Annotated in this window: 16 protein-coding genes; 11 read left to right on the plus strand and 5 right to left on the minus strand. The window is 69.2% G+C overall.

What is annotated here, in order from left to right; genetic code table 11:
• Positions 1-95: 95 nt before the first annotated feature.
• The gene (locus HCA58_RS10550; RefSeq protein WP_169597597.1) at positions 96-1,967 is read left to right on the plus strand and encodes a nucleoside-diphosphate sugar epimerase/dehydratase; all 1,872 of its coding nucleotides are present in this window, start codon (positions 96-98) and stop codon (positions 1,965-1,967) included.
• Between the two features lie 61 nt (positions 1,968-2,028).
• Here HCA58_RS10550 and wecB read toward each other — a convergent pair whose 3' ends face one another.
• Entirely contained in the window at positions 2,029-3,153 is a 1,125-nt protein-coding gene (gene wecB, locus HCA58_RS10555; protein WP_169597598.1) for a UDP-N-acetylglucosamine 2-epimerase (non-hydrolyzing), read from the minus strand.
• Between the two features lie 227 nt (positions 3,154-3,380).
• Here wecB and HCA58_RS10560 point away from each other — a divergent pair, with 227 nt between their 5' ends.
• The 3 genes from HCA58_RS10560 to HCA58_RS10570 are packed head-to-tail and all read left to right on the plus strand — an operon-like array spanning position 3,381 to position 6,654.
• Positions 3,381-4,430: a polysaccharide biosynthesis protein gene (locus HCA58_RS10560; protein WP_346775948.1), complete on the plus strand. Its 1,050-nt coding sequence runs from the start codon at positions 3,381-3,383 to the stop codon at positions 4,428-4,430.
• Positions 4,427-5,728 (plus strand): glycosyltransferase family 4 protein, encoded by a 1,302-nt coding sequence (locus tag HCA58_RS10565; protein ID WP_169597600.1) that lies wholly within the window; start codon positions 4,427-4,429, stop codon positions 5,726-5,728. Before HCA58_RS10560 ends, HCA58_RS10565 begins: the two co-directional genes overlap by 4 nt.
• On the plus strand, positions 5,725-6,654 hold the full coding sequence (locus tag HCA58_RS10570) for an SDR family oxidoreductase (protein ID WP_169597601.1): 930 nt from the start codon (positions 5,725-5,727) through the stop codon (positions 6,652-6,654). Before HCA58_RS10565 ends, HCA58_RS10570 begins: the two co-directional genes overlap by 4 nt.
• A 99-nt stretch (positions 6,655-6,753) precedes the next feature.
• Here HCA58_RS10570 and HCA58_RS24040 read toward each other — a convergent pair whose 3' ends face one another.
• Complete coding sequence (locus tag HCA58_RS24040) at positions 6,754-7,956, minus strand: glycosyltransferase (RefSeq protein ID WP_169597602.1); 1,203 nt, start codon at positions 7,954-7,956, stop codon at positions 6,754-6,756.
• A 437-nt stretch (positions 7,957-8,393) separates the two neighbouring features.
• On the opposite strand from HCA58_RS24040, the gene HCA58_RS10580 reads away from it, so the two are divergent.
• A complete protein-coding gene (locus tag HCA58_RS10580) occupies positions 8,394-9,785 on the plus strand; it encodes a hypothetical protein (protein ID WP_169597603.1) in 1,392 nt (463 codons plus the stop codon).
• A 143-nt stretch (positions 9,786-9,928) separates the two neighbouring features.
• On the opposite strand, the gene pgm is transcribed toward HCA58_RS10580, so the two are convergent.
• Positions 9,929-11,572 carry a phosphoglucomutase (alpha-D-glucose-1,6-bisphosphate-dependent) gene (gene pgm, locus HCA58_RS10585; RefSeq protein ID WP_169597604.1) on the minus strand — a complete coding sequence of 548 codons (1,644 nt, stop codon included), beginning with the start codon at positions 11,570-11,572 and terminating at the stop codon, positions 9,929-9,931.
• Positions 11,573-11,680: 108 nt separating this feature from the next.
• Positions 11,681-12,913, minus strand: a complete 1,233-nt coding sequence (gene glgC / locus HCA58_RS10590) for a glucose-1-phosphate adenylyltransferase (RefSeq protein WP_169597605.1) — start codon at positions 12,911-12,913, stop codon at positions 11,681-11,683.
• A gap of 95 nt (positions 12,914-13,008) precedes the next feature.
• Between glgC and glgA the strand changes: the two genes are divergently transcribed.
• From glgA to HCA58_RS10620, 6 genes are all read left to right on the plus strand, one after another.
• Entirely contained in the window at positions 13,009-14,205 is a 1,197-nt protein-coding gene (gene glgA / locus HCA58_RS10595; RefSeq protein ID WP_169597606.1) for a glycogen synthase, read from the plus strand.
• A gap of 96 nt (positions 14,206-14,301) precedes the next feature.
• On the plus strand, positions 14,302-16,338 hold the full coding sequence (locus tag HCA58_RS10600; protein WP_169597607.1) for an alpha-1,4-glucan--maltose-1-phosphate maltosyltransferase: 2,037 nt from the start codon (positions 14,302-14,304) through the stop codon (positions 16,336-16,338).
• On the plus strand, positions 16,326-18,428 hold the full coding sequence (gene glgB / locus HCA58_RS10605) for a 1,4-alpha-glucan branching protein GlgB (RefSeq protein ID WP_169597608.1): 2,103 nt from the start codon (positions 16,326-16,328) through the stop codon (positions 18,426-18,428). The genes HCA58_RS10600 and glgB overlap by 13 nt, the downstream gene beginning before the upstream one ends.
• A 348-nt stretch (positions 18,429-18,776) precedes the next feature.
• Complete coding sequence (locus tag HCA58_RS10610) at positions 18,777-20,066, plus strand: lipopolysaccharide biosynthesis protein (protein ID WP_169597609.1); 1,290 nt, start codon at positions 18,777-18,779, stop codon at positions 20,064-20,066.
• Entirely contained in the window at positions 20,050-21,423 is a 1,374-nt protein-coding gene (locus HCA58_RS10615) for a glycosyl transferase family 1 (protein ID WP_169597610.1), read from the plus strand. The genes HCA58_RS10610 and HCA58_RS10615 overlap by 17 nt, the downstream gene beginning before the upstream one ends.
• Positions 21,420-22,613 (plus strand): glycosyltransferase, encoded by a 1,194-nt coding sequence (locus HCA58_RS10620; protein ID WP_169597611.1) that lies wholly within the window; start codon positions 21,420-21,422, stop codon positions 22,611-22,613. Before HCA58_RS10615 ends, HCA58_RS10620 begins: the two co-directional genes overlap by 4 nt.
• Before the next feature lie 77 nt (positions 22,614-22,690).
• On the opposite strand, the gene HCA58_RS10625 is transcribed toward HCA58_RS10620, so the two are convergent.
• A complete protein-coding gene (locus HCA58_RS10625; RefSeq protein WP_169597612.1) occupies positions 22,691-23,674 on the minus strand; it encodes an LCP family protein in 984 nt (327 codons plus the stop codon).
• Between the last annotated feature and the right edge of the window lie 56 nt (positions 23,675-23,730).

A 23,730-nucleotide genomic window follows, 5' to 3' on the forward strand; every position in this document is an offset into this window, starting at 1 on the left:
CTACTAAGCACTCAAACAGCATGTAACAAGGACAAGAGCGTATCGCTCCTTCCGTTCCCCCCGGGCGGAAGTGGTCGACAGCACAGGAGCCGCACATGCGGGACACACAGCTCAGCCGGCGCCCGGAGCCGAAGGTTCGCCGGACCTGGATCCGGTGGCGTACCTCGGCGTTCCTCGCCGCCGATGCCACGGCCTGGGTCGGCGGATTCATCGCCGCCGCCTGGACCCGCTACGAGTTCGCCCTGACCACCACCCAGCTGACCCGCGCCGCCGGCTGTGGGCTGATCGCCGCCGGGCTGCACGTGGCGGTGGCCGGGGCACGCCGGGTGCGCTCGGGGCGTCACCCGCTCGGCAGCCTCCAGGAGGTTCGCGGGCTGGCCGGAACCGCCCTCACCACCGTTGCGATCGTCCTGCTCGGTGTCCTGCCGGTGCCCGAACGTCCGGTGCCGGCGAGCACCCCGCTGGTCGGCGGCGCGCTCGCCCTGCTGTCCATGCTCGCCGTCCGTTTCGCCTACCGGCACCGGCGCGACCTGGCCCTACGCCCGGACGTCCGTTCGTCGGTCCCGGTACTGCTGTTCGGCATGGGCGACGCCGGCCAGGGACTGCTCCGCGCGCTCCTGACCGACCCGCGTAGCCGCTACCGACCGGTCGGAGCCCTCGACGACGACCCGGACAAGCGCGATCTCTGCGTCGACGGCATCCGGGTACTCGGTGGGCGTGGTGACGTCGCCGAGGCGGTACGCCGCACCGGCGCCACCACCGTCATCTTCTCGGTCGCCAACGCCGACGCCGCGCTGATCCGGCAGATCCGGGAGGCCACCCTGACCACCGGTACGGCGTTCAAGGTGCTCCCGCCGGTTCGCGATCTGGTCGACCACCGGATCACCGTGACCGACGTACGCGACGTGCGGATCAGCGACCTGCTCGGTCGCCGGCAGGTGGTCACCGAGATGGCGGTACGAACCAACGGCCTCACCGGTCGGCGGATCCTGGTCACCGGCGCGGGCGGCTCGATCGGCTCCGAACTGTGCCGGCAGGTGATGAAGGCCGACCCGGGTGAGCTGATGATGCTCGACCGCGACGAGTCGGCGCTGCACGCCCTGCAGATGTCGCTCGACGGCCGGGCGATGCTGGACGGACCCGAGCTGATCCTGGCGGACCTGCGTGACGACGAGGCGATCCGGCGCATCATCCGGGAACGCCGCCCGGAGATCATTTTCCATGCCGCCGCGCTCAAGCACCTCACCCTGCTCGAACGGCACCCAGGTGAGGCGGTTAAGACGAACGTGTGGGGCACCCTGTCGGTGCTGGACGCCTGCGAGGACGTGGCGAAGTTCGTGAACATCTCCACCGACAAGGCCGCCGACCCGATAAGCGTCCTGGGCTACTCCAAGCGGATCACCGAACGGCTGACCGCGCACGCCGCCTCACGCTTTCCAGGCACGTTCCTCAGTGTCCGCTTCGGCAACGTGCTGAGCAGCCGCGGCTCGGTGGTCACCGCCTTCCAACGGCAGATCGAGGCGGGTAACCCGCTCACCGTCACCCATCCCGAGGTGACCCGGTACCTGATGACCATGCAGGAGGCGGTGCACCTGGTCCTCCAGGCCGCCGAGATCGGGCGTGACGGTGAGGCACTGGTGCTCGACATGGGCGAGCCGGTGCGCATCGTCGACCTGGCCCGGCAGATGGCCGAGCAGGCCGGCAGCGACGTACCGATCGTCTACACCGGGCTGCGTCCGGGCGAGAAGCTGCACGAGGACCTGCTGGGTACCGGCGAGCCCGATGCCCGTCCGCTGCACCCGCTGGTGTCGCACGTCGTGGTGCCTCCGCTCGACCCGATGGAGATCAGCAGCCTCGACCCGTTCGACGATCCGGAGAAGGTCGTCGCCGAACTGGCCCGGCTCAGTGCCGAGCCGACCGGTCGGCTCGGCCACACGGCCCTGGGCGGCCTGCCGCTGCCCCGGTGACGACCGCCGCACCGCCGAGGGCTGGTGACCGGTTCCGGTCACCAGCCCTCGGGCGTGTCGTTCAGCGGCGGATGCCCGCCCAGTCGTGGTGCCGTCGCACCGTCGACAGGATGAAGTTCACCACCAACCGGGAGGTGTCGCAGACCTGGTAGTCGGCCGGGCAGGGTACACCGGCCACCGCCACCTGGTCGATCGCCACCCGGACGGCCTCGACGACCCCGTCGCGGTCGAGGCCGGTCATGATGATGCCCCCGGCGTCCAGCGCCTCCGGACGCTCCATGGACTCGCGCAGCGTCACCGCGGGGAAGTTGAGAATCGCGGCCTCCTCGCTGATCGTGCCGCTGTCGGACAGGACACACCGGGCCTGGGTCTGCAGGCGTACGTAGTCGAAGAAGCCGAACGGCTCGTGGAAGGCGATGCCGTCGAGGTCTGTGCCGTCGTCGGTGAGCGACTCCAACCGCTTACGGGTACGTGGGTGGGTGGACACCAGCACGGGTAGGCCCCACTCGACGCGTACGAGCCGGAGACAGTCGAGCAGCCGGCGCAGCCGGGCCGGATCGTCGACGTTCTCCTCGCGGTGGGCGCTGACCACGAAGTAGCCCCCGGGTTCGAGCTCCAGCTGACGCAGGACGGTCGACGCCTCGATCTCGGGCCGGTAGTGGTCGAGCACCTCCCGCATCGGTGAGCCGGTGTGCAGGATCCTCCGGGGGTGCAGGCCCTCGGCGAGCAGGTTGCGCCGCGCATGCTCGCTGTAGACCAGGTTGAAGTCGGCGACGTGATCGACGAGGCGACGGTTGGTCTCCTCCGGCACGTTCAGGTCGAAACACCTGTTGCCCGCCTCCATGTGGTAGACCGGCACCCGCATCCGTCGAGCCATCACGGCCGCGATGGCGCTGTTGGTGTCGCCGAGCACGAGCAGCGCGTCCGGTCGTAGCTCACGGATCGTCTCCTCCACGCCGACGAGGACACCACCGAGCACCCGCCCGAGCGAGGACGTGTCCACCCGGAGGAAGCGGTCAGGTTCCCGGATCCGCATCTCCGCGAAGAAGACGTCCGACAGCGACCTGTCCCAGTTCTGTCCGGTGTGTACGAGCAGGTGGTCGACTGTCCGGTCCAACCGCTCCATGACGCGGGACAACCGGATGATCTCCGGTCGTGTGCCGACCACGGTCATGACTCTCGTCATCGCCCCACCCTTCGCACGGCCGGCTCCGGAATGGCGCCGGCAACGGACCGGAGTTCAACGATCAGCGGCATCCACAAGTAACGCCCACAAAGGTACGAAGAATTGTCACGTCGACGGTTCGACGACCCGTCGTCGAATTGCCGCTCCGTTGCCACCAGCGAGTTGTATCGTCCAATCCGATGCGAATAGTCAGCCCTACGGGGCTGCAGCAGAAAGACGGAGGAAATGTGAACTCCTCACTTTCGGGCCGCCATTTTCTGATCACCGGCGGCACCGGCTCGTTCGGGCAGACGATGGTCTCCCGACTGCTCGACGCCGGCGCTGCCGAGGTACGCGTCCTCAGCCGCGACGAGTCCAAGCAGGACGCCATGCGACACCGGCTGGGCGACGATCGGGTGCGCTACTACGTCGGCGACGTCCGGGACTCCGACAGCGTGCACAAGGCTGCCCGCGGCGTCGACTTCGTGTTCCATGCCGCCGCCCTCAAACAGGTCCCGTCCTGCGAGTTCTTCCCGTTGGAGGCGGTTCGAACCAACGTGCTCGGCAGTGCCAACGTGGTCGACGCCTGCGAGCGCAACGGCATCGAGACGCTGGTGCTGCTCAGCACCGACAAGGCCGTCTACCCGGTCAACGCCATGGGCATGACCAAGGCGCTGATGGAGAAGGTCGCCCAGGCACATGCCCGCAACAACCCCGGCGCTCGGACCCGGGTCTGCTGCGTCCGCTACGGCAACGTCATGTGTTCGAGGGGCTCGGTCATCCCACTGTTCGTCGAGCAGATCCGAAACGGTGTGGCGCCGACGGTGACCGAGCCGTCGATGACACGGTTCCTGATGTCTCTGGGCCAGTCCGTCGAACTGGTCGAGCACGCCTTCCGGCACGGTCAGCCCGGCGACATCTTCATTCGCAAGGCCGACGCGTGCACCATCGCGGACCTCGCCACCGCGCTGTGCAACCTGTTCGGCGCACCGGCGAAGTTCGACGTCCTCGGCATCCGCCACGGCGAGAAGCTGTACGAGACCCTCGCCAGCCGGGAGGACCTGGCCCGGGCCGAGGACTTCGGCAACTTTCTGCGGGTGCCGGTGGACAGCCGCGACCTGAACTACGCCCTCTACTTCGACGAGGGCGACACCCGCGACGAGCACCTCGCCGACTACCACTCGCACAACGCCCGACGGTTGGCCGTACCGGAGATCATGTCGCTGCTGCTGACCCTGCCGGAGATCCGCACGCAGCTCGACGAGGTCGGGCGACCGACCGACGTCGACAGCGTGTGACCGGGTCCGAGATGGCCGACCCGACGGCCACCCGTGTCGCGTTGATCAGCCAGTTCTTTCCACCGGAGCCGGTACCGATCCCCCTGGGACTCAGTCGTTCCCTCCGCGGGCTCGGTTTCGAGGTGGACGTGCTGACCGGGGTGCCGAACTACCCGACAGGCGTCGTGCACCCCGACTATCCGCGCCGACGGCGCATCGCCGACCGGGTGGACGGGCTGCGGGTGCTGCGTACCCCGCTGCACCCGAGCCACGACCGGTCCGCCGTCGGCCGTGCCGCGAACTACCTGACCTGGGCGGCGTCGTCGACGCTGCTGGGTACGCCGCTGCTGCGCACCGCCGATGTGGCGCTCGTGTACTCGTCGCCGGCGACGGCGGCGGCCTCGGCTCTCGCTGCCCGGTTACGGTGGGGAACCCCGTACCTGCTGATGGTCATGGACCTGTGGCCCGACTCGGTGTTCGCCACCGGGTTTCTCACCCGCGGTCTGACGCGTCGGGTCACCGAGGGGACCCTCAGCAGCTTCACCGCCCTGACGTACCGCTGGGCCGAGCACGTCACCGTCGCCTCTCCCGGTTCGCGGGACATCCTCATCGAACGTGGTGTCCCCGCGGACAAGGTGTCGGTCGTCTACAACTGGGCCGACGAGAAACTCATGCAGCCCACCGAGCCCGACCCGGACCTGCGAGCCCGGCTCGGGCTCTCACCCGACGACTTCGTGATTCTCTACGGCGGCAACCACGGGCCGGCGCAGGATCTCCGGGTCGCGATCGAGGCGATGGGCCGGCTCCGCGACCTCACCGACGTCCATCTCGTCCTGGTCGGCGACGGAGTGAGCAAACCGGCCCTACGCGGCAGGGCCGAGGAACTCGGCCTCCACAGGGTCCACTTCGTCGCCCCCGTCGCAGCGGAGCGGATGGCAGCCGTGATGGCCGCCGCCGACATCCAGCTCGTCTGTCTCGCGGACGAGCCGCTGTTCCGGATCACCATGCCCAGCAAGGTGCAGACCATCCTGGCCTGCGGCCTGCCGATACTGGCCTGCGCGCCAGGCGATGCCGCCCGGGTGGTACGCGAGGCCGGCGCCGGTTTCACCACCGTGCCCGGTGACGCCGAGCAGCTGGCCCGAACCATCCGACTCGCCCGCGGGACCCCCCGTCCCCACCTGCGGAACCTGGGACGAGCCGGCCTCGACCACTACCGGCTGCACATGAGCGAGGCCACCAACTCGCAGTTCCTCGCCGGACTGCTGACGGCTGCCGCCACCAACCGCGGCTGCTCCGACCGAAAGCGAGGGCGACGATGAGCCGACGCCTACTGGTCCTGGGCGCCACCGGCATGCTCGGACACACCCTCATGCAGGAACTGCTCGACTCCCCCGACATCGAGGTTCGCGGCGCCGCGCGCGGGACCGTCGGCCTTCCCCCGGCAGTCGCCGAGCGGGTAACCAGCGGGGTGGACATCCTCGCCGAGGGGCGGATCGGCCGGCTGCTCGACGACGTCCGCCCGGACGTCGTGGTCAATTGCGTGGGCGTGATCAAACAACGGCCCGAGGTCCAGAACGCCGTGCACACCGTCACGGTCAACGCGCTGTTCCCGCACCAGTTGGCGCAGGAGTGCACACGGCGCGACGCTCGGCTGGTGCACGTCAGCACGGACTGTGTCTTCTCCGGTGACCGGGGTGGCTACGTGGAGACCGACGTCCCCGACCCGCCGGACCTGTACGGGCGGTCGAAGCTGCTCGGTGAGGTCGACCGTGCACCGGCGCTGACGCTGCGCACGTCGATCGTCGGGCACGAGCTGAACGGCAATCGGTCCCTGATCGACTGGTTCCTCTCCCAGAACTCCGTCGTGTCCGGCTACACCAAGGCGATCTACAGTGGCATCACGACTGTCGAGTTCGCCCGGCTACTGCGGTCGGTGGTGCTTCCGCAGGAGGATCTCACCGGTCTGTACCACGTCGCGGCGCTACCGATCTCGAAGTACGAGCTGCTGCGCCTGGTCGCGGAGACATACCGCTGGCCTGGTGACGTCGTGCCGCACGACACGTTCGTCTGTGACCGGTCACTGAACGCGGACGCGTTGGCGCAGAGGTGCAGCTACCGACCTCCGCCCTGGCAACAGATGCTCACCGACCTGCGTGCCGCGCGGCAACGGTGGATCCCGCGACAGACGTGGACCGCGCACCGTGCGGCCCCTCACCGACGAGTGCAGTCGAACAGGACGGGGTGAATGGCCCATCGTTGGCTTGCCGTGGCGGCCTACGTCATCCTCTCCACGACCTTCGTCGCCAGCCGGGCGTACGGTGCTTCCGGCGCAGCACGACGACCGTCATGTTCCTCGTCTCGAGTCACGGGCCAGCGTCAGGACGTGAACATCGGGAGTGGCACGTCGCCAAGCAAGGTACGCCTCGCCTGCCCGCAACCGCGCCCGTAACCGCGCCTCCGACGACGTCCGGGCCAGCTGCCCGATGCGGGTGGCGAGTTCCCGCTCGGTGAGTGATCGGATCACCACACCCCCGCCAGCCTCGATGAGGTCGCTCCACGGGGTGCGGTCGGAGCAGATCACCGGGCAGGAGGCAGCGAGACTCTCCAGGATCACATGACCGAAGTTCTCCCCAAGGGTGGGCAGAAGAGACGCATCATAGCCATTAAAGGTAGGCCGAACCTGGTCAGGAGCCAACTCGCCACGGTAGCCGACCTCCACATTCGCCGGCATCGTGTTGATCATGCTTTGGCAGCGCGCCCAGTACTGCCGATCCTCGATCGGACCGTAGATGTCGAGCGACACCGCCTCCGTGACCTGACGTACCGCCGTAAGCGCCAGTAGCAGGTTCTTCATCGGCGAGATGCGGCTGATGAAGACCAGCCGCAACCGGGTTTCCGGCGCGTCCCGGTCGGTGGCCCGCATCGGCATGCTCGGCAGGGAGGCGCCGTTGCTGCCGAGCAACACCTCGGCTGCCGGAAATGCGTCGAGGATGTGTTTCCGCTCCAGGTCGCTGCACGCTTGCCAACGCACCTGCAGACGGCGCAGCATCGGCCGCCACACCCTGAGGAAGATCTTCTTCTTACCGCCTTTCAGGCGTAGGGCACCGGGCGACAACTCTCCCCTGGGTGCGATCAGCACCTGTCGCGCAGACACCAGTCCGAGGGCGCTGGCCACGATCGGGAACACGGAGAAAGGCGACCACAAACTGTTGACATACAGAAGGTCGAAGGTGGTTTTCCGCAGCTTCCGACTCAGCGTCGACCAGGAACGCAAGCTCCGGGTCGAGAGGTAGAAGACGGTCGCCCGCTCGTTGCGTCGCACCCACCGGCTGGACAAGCCGGGGTAGGGCGTCACCGAACCGAGGTCCCGGTCACCGGTGACCAGTGTGAGTTCGACTCCGTCGGGCAGGGTGTCCACAATCGCGGCGAGCGACCGCACCGGACCGCCGCCACGGTAGCCGGGCTCGAACACATCACAGGTCGCCAGGACGCGGTAGGGGTTCGGCTCCGGGGATCTCGCCGACGGCACACGGCCGGAAGGTCGCACGTTGGCTCCTACTCTTGCTTGATGTCGCAGCACGCCTGTCGATCGTCGGAACCGAGCCGTCCTGGACGACACGACCAGCCTCCGATAACCGCCCTGACACCACACCGACGACTCCGCAGCCGGAAACACCGCAGCCGGCGCCGCACGCCAGAGGGCGATCCGTGGCCGCGACGATCAGGTGACTTCGGGACTCCCGGACACTGGTCATTTCTACCGCAGCTCTTCTCCTCCCACGAACGACCCGCCCCGCGGGTCGACACGATTCTCGTTTCCGCGCGACGCAAGCCCATCGGCCAACCGAAAGAATCTGAAAGGTCGCGCCCCACCCGTAACACACGTCTACTGAAAATCGTTCACCCGACATACGGCCAGGGTGAGCACAGCCGGAATCGCCGGCTGGCGGAGGATGAGGCACCATATTGTTTCGGTTCCATTCCGTGAAGAACAGGCACGGCACCTCGTCGGACGACAGTGGGACCGGTCCGCACCTGCCCGCCCGGGACACACCGCCCACCGCACCGAAACTACGTGCGCAGACGCTCATGGCATCGGCTGCCCCGCTGGTCAGTGGCCTCCTGAACGCCGTGATGCTGGCGCTGAGCGCGCGTCGCGGCGAAACCGACGAGATCGCCGCGTACACGGTGATGACCGCAGCGCTGATCGTGGTCTCCATGCTTCTCGCGGGTGGCACCACGCTGCTGTACACCGCCGGAAGCGAACAGGAACGCTCGGCAGTGCGTAGCCTCCGCGTCCTCATCGCCGCACCGGTGCTGCTGGTCGTTGCCGGCGGTGTCACCGCCTTCTACTCGGCGCAGGGGTATCTGCCGACTGCCCTCGCCGTATCGGCCATCTGGATGGTCGGCAACAATCTGTCCGAGCTGCAATTCGCCGACCTGACCCGTCAACTGCGATTCGTCGCGATGTCCCTGGTGATCACCCTGAGCCGGGTGGCCGCATTGGCGATCCTGCTCGCCGGGGCACCGCTCACCGCGGCGCTGGCCATCGGATCACTGCTTCAGCTCGCGGCGTGCGAACTACTCGTGTGCCGTGGACACGCCGCACGCCCACCCTTCTGGCAGGGCCTCTCCTGGCGTTCCGGAGCGTCCGCGTTGGGCAGCAACCGGCAACTGCTCGGCTACAGCGCGGCGGAGGCTGCCGGCACCCGGGCCGGGAGTCTGGCCCTGTCCATGGTGGCCACGCCACAGATCGTCGGTAGCTACGGAGTCGTGATCGCCGTGTACCAGGCATTCACCTCCGTCCTCTACAGCGGGCTACGCGTGCCGATGGCCGTCCGGGTACGGCGTCGGCATCAACTGGCCACCGAGGACGCGGCACCGCGAGAAAGCGAAATTCTGATCATGGCCATCGCCGTGGCAGGGTCGTGCGCCGGAGTGTTCCTGGCCCCGTGGGTCACCGGCGATCTGCTCCGGCTACCGATCGCCGAAGCGGACGTCTGGCTGCAACTGCTCGCACTCGCCCTCCCGCTCCTCACGCTTCGCTGGGCCGTCTGCCTCTACCTGATCAGTGACGGCAACTATCGTGCTGCCACCCGGCTCACCGTGTTTACCGCCGGCGTACTCGCGATCGGTCTGGCAGCTCAGCTGCCTGGTCTCGGCCCGGGTGGCGCCACCGCGGCGGTGCTCGGCGCCGAAGCGGCCGGTGTGCTGGCCATCGGTCTCGTCGCCGTCGTACGGCGGGGCCGCGGCCGGTCACGGTCGGGCCGGAACGACCACCGGACGCGCGATGGCGCCGGTGCCACGCCACCAGCCCCGGTGGACCCGGCCACCAGTCACACCGGCGACGGCAGCCCAGCGAAATCAGGACGGTGACGTCCGCTGCAAGGCCGCACGCCCGACCGGGACGGTAGTCGCCGTGGAAGTGGATGGCCGGATCATCAGGAACGGCGCGACCTCGGGTGCGGTTGCCATCAGCTACCGCACCGACGCCGCGCCGTCCGCCTCGACCCCCGCCACTACGCCGCCAACACCTCCGCGACCAAGTCCTGAGCCTCCTGCTGCACCCGGGCAAGGTGGTCGGGGCCCTGGAACGACTCGGCGTAAATCTTGTAGACGTCCTCGGTGCCGGAGGGACGGGCAGCGAACCAGCCACTCTCCGTCGTCACCTTCAGACCACCGATCGGCGCGCCGTTACCGGGGGCCGTGGTGAGCGTGGCGGTGATCGCTTCCCCGGCCAACTCGGTCGCTTTGACCTGCTCCGGAGAAAGCCTGCCGAGCACGGCCTTCTGCTCCCGAGTGGCAGGTGCGTCGATACGGGCGTACGCGGGGGCACCGAAGCGGTCAGCCAGCTCGGCCCAGTGCTCACTCGGCGTGCGCCCGGTACTACCGATGATCTCGGCCGCGAGCAGGCAGAGCAGGATCCCGTCCTTGTCGGTGGTCCAGGTGCCACCATCGTGGCGCAGGAAAGACGCCCCGGCACTCTCCTCGCCACCGAAGCCGACCGCACCGTCGAGCAACCCGGGCACGAACCACTTGAAGCCGACCGGCACCTCCAACAGCGGACGGCCGAGGTCGGCGGCGACCCGATCGATCATCGAAGATGAGACCAGGGTCTTGCCGACCGCCGCGTCCCGGCCCCACCGCTGCCGGGTACGGAACAGGTGCGCGATGGCGACGGCAAGATAGCGGTTGGGATTCATCAACCCGGCGTCGGGCGTGACGATGCCGTGCCGGTCGGCGTCGGCGTCGTTGCCGGTGGCCACCTGAAAATCGGCACGCCTGGCGATCAGCGACGCCATCGCGTTCGGTGACGAACAGTCCATCCGGATCTTGCCGTCGCCGTCGAGGGTCATGAACCGCCAGGTCGGGTCCACCGTCGGATTGACCACGGTCAGGTCGAGTCGGTGCCGGTCGGCGATCTCACCCCAGTAGTCGACGCTGGCACCACCGAGCGGATCCGCGCCGATGCGGACCCCTGCGGCGCGGACCGCATCCACGTCGAGCACCGCAGGCAGGTCGTCGACGTAGCGGCCGAGAAAATCGTACGTTCCGGTGGTGTCGACGGCGCGGGCCCGCGCGTACGGCACGCGGCGTACCCCCCGGAGCCCGGCGGCGAGGAAAGCATTCGCCCGGTCCTGGATCCACTTCGTGACGTCGGAATCGGCGGGACCGCCGTGGGTGGGGTTGTACTTGAAACCGCCGTCGTCCGGTGGGTTGTGCGACGGGGTGATCACCACGCCGTCAGCGAGACCGGTCGTCCGACCCCGGTTGTACGTGAGGATGGCGTGTGACACCGCCGGAGTGGGCGTGTAACCGTCCCGGCTGTCCAGCAGCACGGAAACCTCGTTGGCGGCCAGCACCTCCAGGGCGTCCACGGCCGCCGGTGCGGACAGCGCGTGGGTGTCCCGACCGAGGAAAAGTGGACCATCGACCCCCTGCTCCCGACGGTAGTCGCAGAGCGCCTGGGTGACGGCGAGAATGTGATCGGAGTTGAAGGCGTTACGCAGACTCGACCCGCGGTGCCCGGAAGTGCCGAAGGAAACCTGCTGCGCCGGGTCGGCCGGGTCGGGATGCTCCGCGTAGTAGGCCGTCACCAGCCGCGGTACGTCGACCAGGTCGGCGGACTCGGCCGGTTGCCCGGCACGCGCGTGAACACTCATGAAGCCAGCCTTCCGTTCGTGACTGCGGGGCTCGCAAGCTCACTCCTCGCACTCACCGAACTCCCCTTCCGTTCGTGACTGCGGGGCTCGCAAGCTCACTCCTCGCACTCACGGTTCCACCTTCTGTCCTTTGCCGATGACCACCACGCCGTTGTCCGAGACGGTGTAGCGTTGCCGGTCACGTTCCAGGTCGACACCGATCTCGGTGCCCTCGGGTACGTAGACGTTCTTGTCGAGGATGGCCCGGCGGACCACCGCATGCCGGCCGATCTCGACACCTTCCATCAGGACCGATCCGTCCACATGGGCCCAGGAGTGGACCTTCACCTTCGGTGAGACGACCGAGTTCTCCACGAGCGAACCGGAGATCACCGCGCCGGGGGAGACCATCGAGGCGACCGCCCGACCGACCCGCTCCCCCCACTGGTGCACGAACTTGGCCGGCGGGAACGGCGGCTGTTCGGTGTAGATCGGCCAGTCGAAGTTGTAGAGGTTGAACACCGGATGGACGTTGATCAGGTCCATGTGCGCATCGTAGAACGAGTCGAGCGTCCCCACGTCACGCCAGTAGCCGCGGTCCCGGTCGGTGCTGCCGGGCACCTCGTTGTCACGGAAGTCGTAGACGTTCGCCTCGCCGCGCTCGACGAGCATCGGGATGATGCTGCCGCCCATGTCGTGCTTGCTCGTCTTGTCGTCGGCGTCCTGTTCGACCGCGTCGACGAGCGCCCGGGTGGTGAAGACGTAGTTGCCCATCGAGGCGTAGATCTCGTCGGGCGCATCGGGCAGGCCGACGGCGTCGGTGGGCTTCTCCCGGAAGGCGCGGATCCGACGGCCGTCCTCGCCGACCTCGATGACACCGAACTGGTCGGCCGTCGACAACGGCTGCCGGATGCCCGCGACGGTCACCCCGGCACCGGAGGCGATGTGGTCCTCCACCATCTGCCGGGGGTCCATCCGGTAGATGTGGTCGGCACCGAAGACGATCACGTAGTCGGGCTGTTCGTCGTGGATGAGGTTGAAACTCTGGTAAATCGCGTCGGCTGAGCCGGCGAACCACCAGGGGCCACGGCGCTGCTGCGCGGGCACCGGGGTGACGTAGTTGCCGAGCAGGGTCGACATCCGCCAGGTCTTCGTGATGTGCCGATCGAGGGAGTGTGATTTGTACTGGGTCAACACGACGATCTTCAGATAGCCGGCGTTGGCCAGGTTGGAGAGGACGAAGTCGACCATGCGGTACATCCCGCCGAACGGGACGGCCGGCTTGGCCCGGTCCGTGGTCAGCGGCATCAGGCGCTTACCTTCTCCGCCGGCCAGGACGATCGCGAGCACCTTGGCAGCCATGAACAGACGCTATCCATACCGCTGCCGGTTCACCACTCGTACGGCACAGTTGTGCAGCCGGGTGCGGTGGCGGATTCTGCACTAGGGTGCCGGACATGACGGACTCCGCACGGCTGCGCGTGGACCTGCTGACCCGGGAGTATCCGCCGGAGGTCTACGGCGGCGCGGGAGTACACGTCGAGTACCTGGCCCGGGAGCTACGCCGGATCACCGAGGTGCGGGTGCGCTGCTTCGGCGCGCCGCGCACCGAGCCGGGAGTGCGGGCGTACGCCGAGCCGGCGGGCCTGACCGGTGCGAACGCCGCGCTGCGGACCATGGGGGTGGACCTGGAAATGGCCGCCGGATGTGCCGGTGCGGACGTGGTGCACAGCCACACCTGGTACGCGAACCTGGCCGGGCACACCGCGAAGCTGCTGTACGGGGTGCCGCACGTGGTGACCGCGCACAGCCTGGAGCCGCTTCGCCCGTGGAAGGCCGAGCAGCTCGGCGGCGGCTACGCGCTCTCCTCGTGGTGCGAACGCACCGCCTACGAGTCGGCCGACGCGATCGTGGCGGTCAGTGCGGGGATGCGCCGGGACGTGCTGGCCGCGTACCCGACGGTCGATCCGGACCGGGTGCACGTCATTTACAACGGCATCGACACCGCGCAGTACGCCCCGGATCCGGACACCGACGTGCTGGCGCGACTCGGCATCGACCCGGCCCTGCCCAGCGTGGTCTACGTCGGGCGGATCACCCGGCAGAAGGGCCTACCGCACCTGCTGCGGGCCGCCCGGGAGCTGCCGGCGGACACCCAGCTGGTGCTGCTGGCCGGCGCGCCGGACACGCCGGAGATCGCCGCCGAGGTGGAGGGACTGGTGGCCGAGCTGCGGGCGAGCCGCTCCGGGGTGGTCTGGGTGGCCGAGATGCTGCCCAAGTCCGAGGTGGTCCAGGTGCTCACCCACGCCACCGTCTTCGTCTGCCCCTCGGTGTACGAGCCGATGGGCATCGTCAACCTGGAGGCGATGGCCTGCGAGACGGCCGTCGTGGCGACCGCCACCGGCGGTATTCCCGAGGTCGTCGCCGACGGCGAGACCGGCCTGCTGGTTCCGATCGAGCAGGCTGGCCTCGACGGCGCGCCTGTCGACCCGGCACGTTTCGAGGCCGACCTGGCCGCCCGCCTGTACGAGCTGCTGGCCGACCCGGAACGGGCCGCCGCACTCGGCCGGGCCGGGCGGCACCGCGCCGTCGAACACTTCTCCTGGGACGCTGTCGCCGCCCGTACCCTCGACCTTTACCGCTCCTGCACGTAGCGCGATTCCTGCACGTTGCGCGATCAACCGACCGGGGTGATCGGAGCAACTACGGTCAGCCGCGCGCGAGGCGATCTCGGGCAGTAGGTTGGGGCGGTGAGCGGACGGTTCCCGATCGAAGACGTCTCCCCTGTCGTCTCCTGCGGTCGCTACCCGGCCCGTGCGGTGGTCGGCGAGGCGGTGCCGGTGTCGGCGCGTGCCTACCGCGAGGGGCACGACGCGCTCGGCTGCAACGTGGTGTGGCTCGGCCCGGACGGGACGGCCCGGCCGTTCACCCGGATGCGTCCGGGTGAACCCGGCCAGGACCGGTGGCACGCCACGATCGTGCCGGATGCGGTGGGCGGGTGGATGTTCACCGTAGAGGCGTTCAGCGACCCCTACCTGACCTGGCACAACGCGGTCACCAAGAAGATCGCCGCCGGTCAGGGGGCAGCTGAGTTGGCCAACGACCTGGCCGAGGGTGTACGCGTCCTGACCGCCGCCGCCGCGCTGGTACCGAAGGCCGAGCAGGCCCGCCTGAAGAAGGCCGCGAAGGCTCTGGGCGCGGCCGACCGGCCGCTGCCACAGCGGGTGAGTCCGGCGCTGGATCTGGCCGACCTGCTCTGGGAGCACCCGGTGCGGGAGCTGGTCACCACCGGCGAGGAGTACCGGATCTGGGTGGACCGCGAGCGGGCACTCTTCTCCGCCTGGTACGAGTTCTTCCCCCGCTCGGAGGGGGCCATCCCGGCGACGGTGGACGCCCCGGCCCGCTCCGGCACGTTCGTCACCGCCATGGAGCGGTTACCCGGCGTGGCGGCGATGGGTTTCGACGTGCTCTACCTGCCACCGATCCACCCGATCGGCCGGGTCAACCGCAAGGGCCCGAACAACAGCCTGGTCGCTGGTCCGGACGACGTGGGTTCGCCGTGGGCGATCGGCGCCGCCGAGGGCGGACACGACGCCATCCACCCCGACCTGGGTACGCCGGCAGACTTCCGGGACTTCGTCGCCGCCGCTGCCGGGCACGGCCTGGAGGTGGCGATGGACCTGGCGTTGCAGTGCGCGCCGGACCACCCGTGGGTGACCGCGCACCCGGAGTGGTTCACCACCCGGGCCGACGGCAGCATCGCGTACGCGGAGAACCCGCCGAAGAAATACCAGGACATCTACCCGCTGAACTTCGACAACGACTACGAGGGCATCCGCGCCGAGGTGCTGCGGGTGGTGCTGCACTGGGTCGGCGAGGGTGTGAAGATCTTCCGGGTGGACAACCCGCACACCAAGCCGGTGCACTTCTGGGAGTGGTTGATCACCGAAGTCAAGAAGGTCGACCCGGATGTGCTGTTCCTGGCAGAGGCGTTCACCCGGCCGGCGATGATGCACGGGCTGGCCAAGGTCGGCTTCACCCAGTCGTACACGTACTTCACCTGGCGGACGTCGGCCGCCGAGATGCGCGAGTACTGCGCGGAGCTGGTGGCGGCGGCCGACTACATGCGGCCGAACTTCTGGCCCAACACACCGGACATCCTGCACGCCTCGTTGCAGCACGGCGGACCGCCGATGTTCAAGATCCGGGCGGTGCTGGCCGCGCTGCTCTCCCCCTCCTGGGGCATGTACGCCGGCTACGAGCTGTTCGAGCATGTCGCGCGCCCCGGCGCGGAGGAGTACCTGGACAACGAGAAGTACCAGCTGCGACCCCGGGACTGGGCCGGCGCCGAGGCGCGGGGTCGCTCGTTGGCGCCGTTCATCACCATCCTCAACCGGGTGCGGCGGGAGAATCCGGCCCTGCGCCGGCTACGTAACCTGGTCTTCCACGACATCGACAACCCGGCCCTGCTGTGCTGGTCCAAGCATGATCCGGAGACCGGCAACACGGTGCTGGTGGTCTGTTCGTTCGACTCACACACCGTGCAGTGGGGCAACATCATCCTCGACATGCCGGCGCTGGGTCTGGACTGGCACGACCGGTTCGCCGTGCATGACGAGTTGACCGGCGCCCGCTACGACTGGGGGCAACGCAACGCGGTCCGACTCGACCCGTACCTGCAACCCGCGCACGTGCTCACCCTGACCGTCCAGGACGTACCGACCGACCTGTCCGGCACCGCACCTACCGCTCCTGCCCAGAAGGACGACACCCGATGGACCAGCTGATCTCCGGGGAGATCCACGACCCGCACGCCGTGCTCGGCGCGCACCCGGCCGACGGGCGTACGGTGATCCGCGCCCTGCGCCGGGGCGCGGGCGACGTCGGTGTGCTCGTCGGCGAGGAGCGGCACCCGATGAAACGGGTGCACGACGTCGGCGTTTTCGAGGCCACCGTTCCCGGTGAGGTACTCGACTACCGGCTGGACGTCGACGGGGTGGGGCAGGACGACCCGTACCGTTTTCCGCCGACCCTCGGCGAGCTGGATCTGCACCTGATCGGTGAGGGCCGGCACGAGCGGCTGTGGGAGGCGTTGGGCGCCCGGGTCATCGACGGCGGGGTGGCCTTCGCGGTGTGGGCCCCGAACGCTCGGGGGGTGCGGCTGGTCGGCGACCTCACCGGCTGGGCGCCCGACGACGGCTGGCCGATGCGCTCGCTCGGCTCGACCGGGGTGTGGGAGATCTTCGTGCCCGGCGCGACGTCGGGCAGCCGTTACAAGTACCGGGTGCTGGGCGCGGACGGGTACTGGCGGGACAAGGCCGATCCGCTGGCCGGGTACGCGGAGGTGCCGCCGGCCACCGCATCGGTGGTGCACCGGTCGACGTACAGGTGGTCGGACGCACAGTGGTTGGACCGACGGGCGCGGCGGCAGCCGCACCAGGACCCGATGAGTGTGTACGAGGTGCACCTGGGTTCGTGGCGGCCCGGCCTGGGTTACCGGGAGTTGGCCGAGCAGTTGGTCGCGTACGTGGTGGAGTTGGGCTTCACCCATGTGGAGTTCCTTCCGGTGATGGAGCACCCGTTCGGTGGTTCCTGGGGTTACCAGGTGACCGGCTACTACGCGCCGACGGCCCGGTTCGGCGACCCGGACGACTTCCGGTACCTGGTGGATCGGCTGCACACCGCCGGGATCGGAGTGATCCTGGACTGGGTGCCGGCGCACTTCCCCAAGGACGAGTGGGCGCTGGCCCGCTTCGACGGCACCCCGCTCTACGAGCACCCGGACCCGCGCCGGGGCGAGCACCCCGACTGGGGCACCTACGTCTTCGACTTCGGCCGTCGGGAGGTGCGTAACTTCCTGGTCGCCAACGCGCTCTACTGGCTCGACGAGTTCCACGTCGACGGGTTGCGGGTGGACGCGGTCGCCTCGATGCTCTACCTGGACTACTCCCGGCAGGACGGGCAGTGGACGCCCAACGTGCACGGCGGCCGGGAGAACCTGGAGGCCATCGCGTTCATGCAGGAGGTCAACGCGACGGTCTACAAGCACCACGCCGGAGTGGTGATGATCGCTGAGGAGTCGACCGCCTGGCCGGGGGTGACCCGGGCGACGAGCGACGGTGGGCTGGGGTTCGGGTTCAAGTGGAACATGGGCTGGATGCACGACACCCTGCTCTACACGTCGAAGGACCCGATCTACCGGCAGCATCACCACCACCAGCTCACCTTCTCCCTGGCGTACGCCTGGAGCGAGAACTACACGCTGCCGATCAGCCACGACGAGGTGGTGCACGGCAAGGGCTCGCTGGTGGCGAAGATGCCCGGTGACACGTGGCAGCGGTTGGCGAACGTGCGCGCACTGCTGGCGTACATGTGGGCGCACCCGGGCAAGCAGTTGTTGTTCATGGGCTGTGAGTTGGCCGACGACCGGGAGTGGAGCGAGGAACGCGGTCTCGACTGGTATCTGCTGCACGATCCGGCCCGGGCCGGTGTGCAACGTCTGGTGGGTGACCTGAACCGGGTCTATCGGGACACTGCGGCCCTGTGGTCGCAGGACACCTCTCCGGCCGGTTTCCGCTGGCTCGCCGGTGACGACGTCGCCAACAACACCATCTCGTTCGTCCGGATCGCGCCCGACGGGGCGACCCTGGTCTGTGTGGCGAACTTCTCCGCGTTACCGCTTGAGGGCTACCGGGTCGGTCTTCCGGCTGCCGGTTCCTGGGCGGAGGTGGTCAACACCGACGCGCACCACTACGGCGGCTCCGGTGTCGGCAACCTGGGTGTCGTGCACGCCGAGAACCTCCCCTGGCACGGTCAACCCGCTTCGGTGGCGCTGCGGGTACCCCCGCTGGGTGTCCTGTGGCTGCGGCCGGGGTGACCGCGGACCACGTCCTGCCCCTATTGGGGGCTTAAGCACTATCTGCGTAACTGGACGCTGATCGTCGCGTTGTTCCGGTTGTCGGGCCGGAGGGGCGGGGTGAGTCATGGTGCGGACACGGCACACGCCGCCCTGCGCCGCACCCACTCGGGCTGACCGGTGAGCGCCGGGCCGACCTCCCGACGCGGTCACCAACCACCCGGGGTAGCCGGGCACGCCCTCGTGGAGCGCGGGTCACCGTCGCGGTCAGTCACCGACGCGACAGGTCGGACCGTCGGGTCCTCGTCCCGCGGCCCGCACCCCCCGGCGGTCGCCTCCTGGGTCGTCACCGCCGTGATCGGACGCGCGGTGAGCGCCGTCGTGCCGCTGGCGTTGATCCCGGTGACGCTGTCGTACCTCGGCCCTGACCTCTACGGCCTGTGGATGGCAGTGATCGCCCTGACCGGCATGGCGGCCTTCGCCGACCTGGGACTCGGCAACGGCCTGCTCACCCGACTGGCACCGTGCTGCGCCAGCGGTGACAGCCGGCTGGCCCGCCGCTACGTCACCAGCGCGTACGCCATGGTGACGGGCATCGCCCTGGCCGGCTGCGCGCTGCTCTGGCTCGCCTCGGGTCTGGTCCCGTGGCGGACCGTCTTCAACGCACCAGATTCCATCTCCTCAGGTGACGCCCGCGCGCTGACCCTGGCCTGCCTGACCGCGTTCCTGCTGAACATGCCCCTGTCCCTGGTCAACCGGGTCCAGTTCGCGTACCGGATGGGGGCACGCAGCAACCTGTGGCAGGCCGCCGGGGCTGCCTCGTCACTGCCGCTGGCACTCGCAGCGGTGCACGCCGACCTCGACGCCGTGGTGGTGGTCACCGCCGCCGTCGCCGGCCCGGTACTGGTCAACGTCGTCAACACCGGCTGGACCTTCCGCCGGACCCTGCCCGATCTCGCGCCGGCGTGGCGGGCGCTGGACCCGGCCACCGGCCGGCAACTCCTGCGGATCAGCGGTCTGTTCGGTGTCGTCACCGTCCTGATGACCGTCGCCGACAACGCCGACAGTCTGATCATCGCGCACACCAGAGGTCTCGCCGAGGTGACCGCGTACGCGGTCCCGGCCAGATTGTTCATCCAGCTCGGCGTGATCGTGATGCTGGTGAACCAGCCGTTCTGGCCGGCGCACGGCGAAGCGCTCGCCGCCGGGCGGGTGACCTGGGTCCGTCGGACCGCCCGGCGGATGACCGTCGTGTCCACGGTCATCGTGCTGCTGCCGGCCACCGCCCTGGTCCTGTCGGGTGAGTGGCTGTTCGCCACCTGGCTGTCCGTACCGCTGCTCGGCGACCGTTGGCTGCTGCCGGGCCTGGCCCTGTGGTGGCTGGTCGTGGCGGCCACCTCGCCGGTGTTCATGGTGCAGAACGCCGCCGGGGTCGTCCGCCCGCAACTGATCGGCTACGCCGCCTATCTCGGCCTGTCACTCGTCGCCAAGTGGTACGGCGCGAAGTGGTGGGGCATCTCCGCCGTGCCGTACGTCGGCGCGGTCTGCTACCTGCTCACGGTCGTACCGGCGGCGGTGCACGGCTACCGCCGTGCCTTGACCCGTCCGGGTACTGCCCGAACACTCGAGAGGGTGATCCGCGATGACACATCCGCGTGACGCTGCGCCGCGCACGGCGCAGTTTCCCAAGGTGCTGGTGGTCGGGCACATGCCGTTCGACCGTTCCACCGGTACCACGATCACGTTGTCGAACCTTTTCCACGGCTGGCCGAAGGACCGGCTGGCGCAGGTGTACACCTCCCCTTCCGAACCGTCGACGGAGGTGTGTACGGAGTTCCTGCACTTTCCGCCGCGCGAGCACTATCCCCGTCCGCAGTACCTCGCGCTACGGATGCTGGGCTGGAACGGCACCGGGCCGGTGCAGAGCATGCCGGCGCTGACCGCCGTCCGCGACGCCGCCGACCGGCGGTCGACCGTGGCGGCCTGGTACACGCACCTCGTCGCGCTCGGTGACCTCAGCCCGCTGCACCTGCCCTCTCGGGTCACCAACTGGATGCGGCAGTACCGGCCCGACGTGGTCTACTCGATGCTCGGAAGCGTCCGGTTGACCCGGCTGGCAGCCCACGCCGCCCGGCACTGCCGGGTACCGGTGGTCCCGCACTTCACCGACGACTGGCCGGCGACCCTGTACGGCCGCCGTGAACTGGGTGGCTTCGCGGCGTCCCGGCTGCACGCCGCGGTCCGTGACCTCGTCGGGCTCGCCCCGTGCGGCATGGCGATCAGCGGACCGATGGCCGAGGAGTACCAGCGCCGGTACGGCATCCCGTTCGACGTCTTCACCAATTCGGTGGATGCGGACTTCTTCGCCGCGCCGCCGCCTCCGGTCACACCGGCACGCGACCGACCGGCGAACCTCGTCTACGTCGGGGCGCTGCACCTGGGCCGCTGGCGGTCCTTGCGCACCATCGCCGCCGGCGCGGCGGCGATCAGCACCGCAGCCACCCCGGTGCGGCTCACCGTGCACTGCCCGACCGAGGACGCCGAGCGCTACGGTCGGGAGTTCGCCGGGATTCCCGGCGTGCACTTCGGGCGGTCGCTGGCCAGCCACGAGGTGCCTGCCGTGCTCGCCGAGGCGGACATCCTGGTGCACGTCGAGAGCTTCGCCGAGGACACCCGGCGCTACACGCACTACTCGGTGTCCACGAAGATTCCTCAGTACCTCGCCGCCGGCCGGCCCATCTTCGGGCACGGCCCCGCCGAACTCGCCTCGATGGCGTACGTCCGGTCGGCCGGCGCCGGGATCGTGGTCGGGACGCCCGAGGAGGACGTGGTCACCGAACAGCTGTGGAAACTGTGTCTCGACTCGTCCTCCTGGCACGAGTTCGGGCGCAACGGTCGGGCCCACGCGGAACGCCACCACCGGCGGGAACGGGTGGCGACCCGGTTCGCCGAGGTGCTCCGCCAGGCCGCGGGTACCGGTGCTCCACGGCTGGCCGACGCGCGGGAGCCGGCGTGAAGCGTTCCGGAGAGTGGATCGCCTGTGTCGGCCCGTTCCTGTTCCCGTGGGGCGAAGCCAGTTCGCGGCGGGTCTTCGGGCTCGTCGGCTCGTTGGCGGCCGGCGGCCGGCACGTGGTGGTGGCCAGCGGTGACCCGCAGCCGCGTGTCCCGACGCCGCTGTCCGGCTTCGACGGGCCAGGAACGGTCTGCCACGTGGGCCTCGGCGAGGCACCGCCGGCCGGGTCGGGCCTGCTGCACGCGTCGGTGCGGACCTTCGTGACCTGGGGCCGACGCACGGTGCGGTGGCTGGAGGAGCAGCCGACGAGACCCTCGCACGTGATCCTGCACGGGGGACAGGAACGGTACGCCCACCAACTCCGCCGCTGGTGTACCCGACATCGGGTGCCGTTGGTGGCCGACGTGGTGGACTGGTACGACGGGCGGTACGTCAGGGGTGGCACGTACGGTCCGCTGAACGCCAGTATGAAACTGGCGCTGCGGTACCACTACCCGCGCTGCGACGGCATCATCGCCATCAGTTCCCTGCTCACCGATTACTACGCCGCCCGCACCGGTGCCGTCGTCCGCGTGCCGTCGACCGTGGACGTCCAGAACCTTCCGCTGCTGGCGCCTCCGGCGCGGCGGGGACCGGCACTGGTCGTCGCGTACGCGGGAAATCCCGGCCGGAACAACAAGGATCTGCTCTCCGACGTGGTGCTGGCCGTGCGGCGGGCGCACCACGCGGCGGCGCCGGTGGAGTTGCGCGTCCTCGGCCCGTCCCGGGCGGAGGTGGCGGCGCTGGCCGGTGGGGCGCTGCCGGACAACGTGCACGTGCTGGGGCGGTTGTCGCAGCAGCAGGTCCCGCTTGTGGTGCAGCAGGCGGACTTCACGGTGTTGCTCCGCCGGCCGGAGCGGGCCGCGAACGCGGGATTCTCCACGAAATTCTGTGAGAGCCTCGCCAACGGCGTACCGGTGATCGCCAATCTGACCGGCGACATGGGCGACTATCTCCACCACGGGGTGGAGGGGCTGGTCTGCCCAGATCACTCGGTGGAGAGCCTGGTGCAGACGATCCGGCTGGCGACCAGGCTCAGCGAACAGGACCGGAACCGGCTTCGGGTGGCGGCGCGGGAGCGGGCACTGAAGTCTCTCGACTACCGCGTCCACGCCGTCGCCCTCGGTGTGTTCCTCGACGAGCTACGCCGCTGACAGCCGTTCCCGGTCACGGACGAGTCGGGCCGGGCGGGCTGCGTTCACGCCACTGCCCGAGCGTCCACGAACGTGGCCTACGACGGGTTCTCGGCCAGCCAGTGGTCGACTTCGTCGTTTTTGACCGCCTGGTACAGGCCGGCGGCGGCAGCCCGGTCCGGCAGGATGACGCTCTGGTCGCCGATCATGCCGACTCCGGCCGACGGGCTGGTCACCGTGGTCACCCGGTCGGCCCGGATCCGTCGCAGCCGCCACGCGGTGTCGGCGATGGACAGATCGTCGTCGACCTGGACGGCACCGGCGAGGTTTCGCAGGAAGCCGTCGAGCCGTGCCGGTTCGGCCAGGATGCCCTTGCGGGTCACCTCCTGCAGCACGGCGACGAATATCGCCTGCTGGTGGCGGATCCGGCTGAAGTCTCCGTCGGCGAACTGGTGACGTTCGCGGGCGTATTCCAGGGCGACCGCGCTGTTCATCCGGTGGGTACCGGGGGGTAGGACGGCGCCGCCGGCGGCGAAGGAGGTGAACGGTGCGTCGACGGCGACCTCGACCCCGCCCAACGTGTCGATGATGCGGCCGAAGCCGGCGAAGTCGACGATCACGACGTGGTCGATCCGGACGCCGGTGAACTCCTCCACGGTCTGGACGAGCAGCGGCGCCCCACCCCAGGCGTACGCGGCATTGATCTTCGCGGATCGCCGTTGCTCTTCCGGGCGGACGGTGGGGACGTTCACCCAGGTGTCGCGGGGGATGGAGATGAGGTGCGCCCGGTCCTGGCTGTGCGGGACGTGCACCAGGATGATGTTGTCGCTGCGCTGCGGCCCACCCGGCTGTTCGGCCTGGTCCGTGCCGACGACGAGGAAGTTGAGCGCCTCGTCTGGCACGGGCCGCTGCTCGGCGGGAATGTCGCGGAAGGCGTCGACCCGCGTCACCTTCGAGTCGAGTGAGCGGAGATAGAGCCAGCCCCCTGCGCCGACGCCGACCACCAGCACAGCCAGGACGGCGACGAGCGCGACCGCGCGCGTCCACCGGTTGCGCAACGAACCGGGTATCCGCAGTCTCATCGTCGACCTCATCTCCGACGCCGGAAGCCCGCCCACCCGTGTCGCCGGCACACGGT

Origin of the sequence: Micromonospora sp. HNM0581 (assembly GCF_012726175.1) — a bacterium.
GTDB lineage: Bacteria > Actinomycetota > Actinomycetes > Mycobacteriales > Micromonosporaceae > Micromonospora.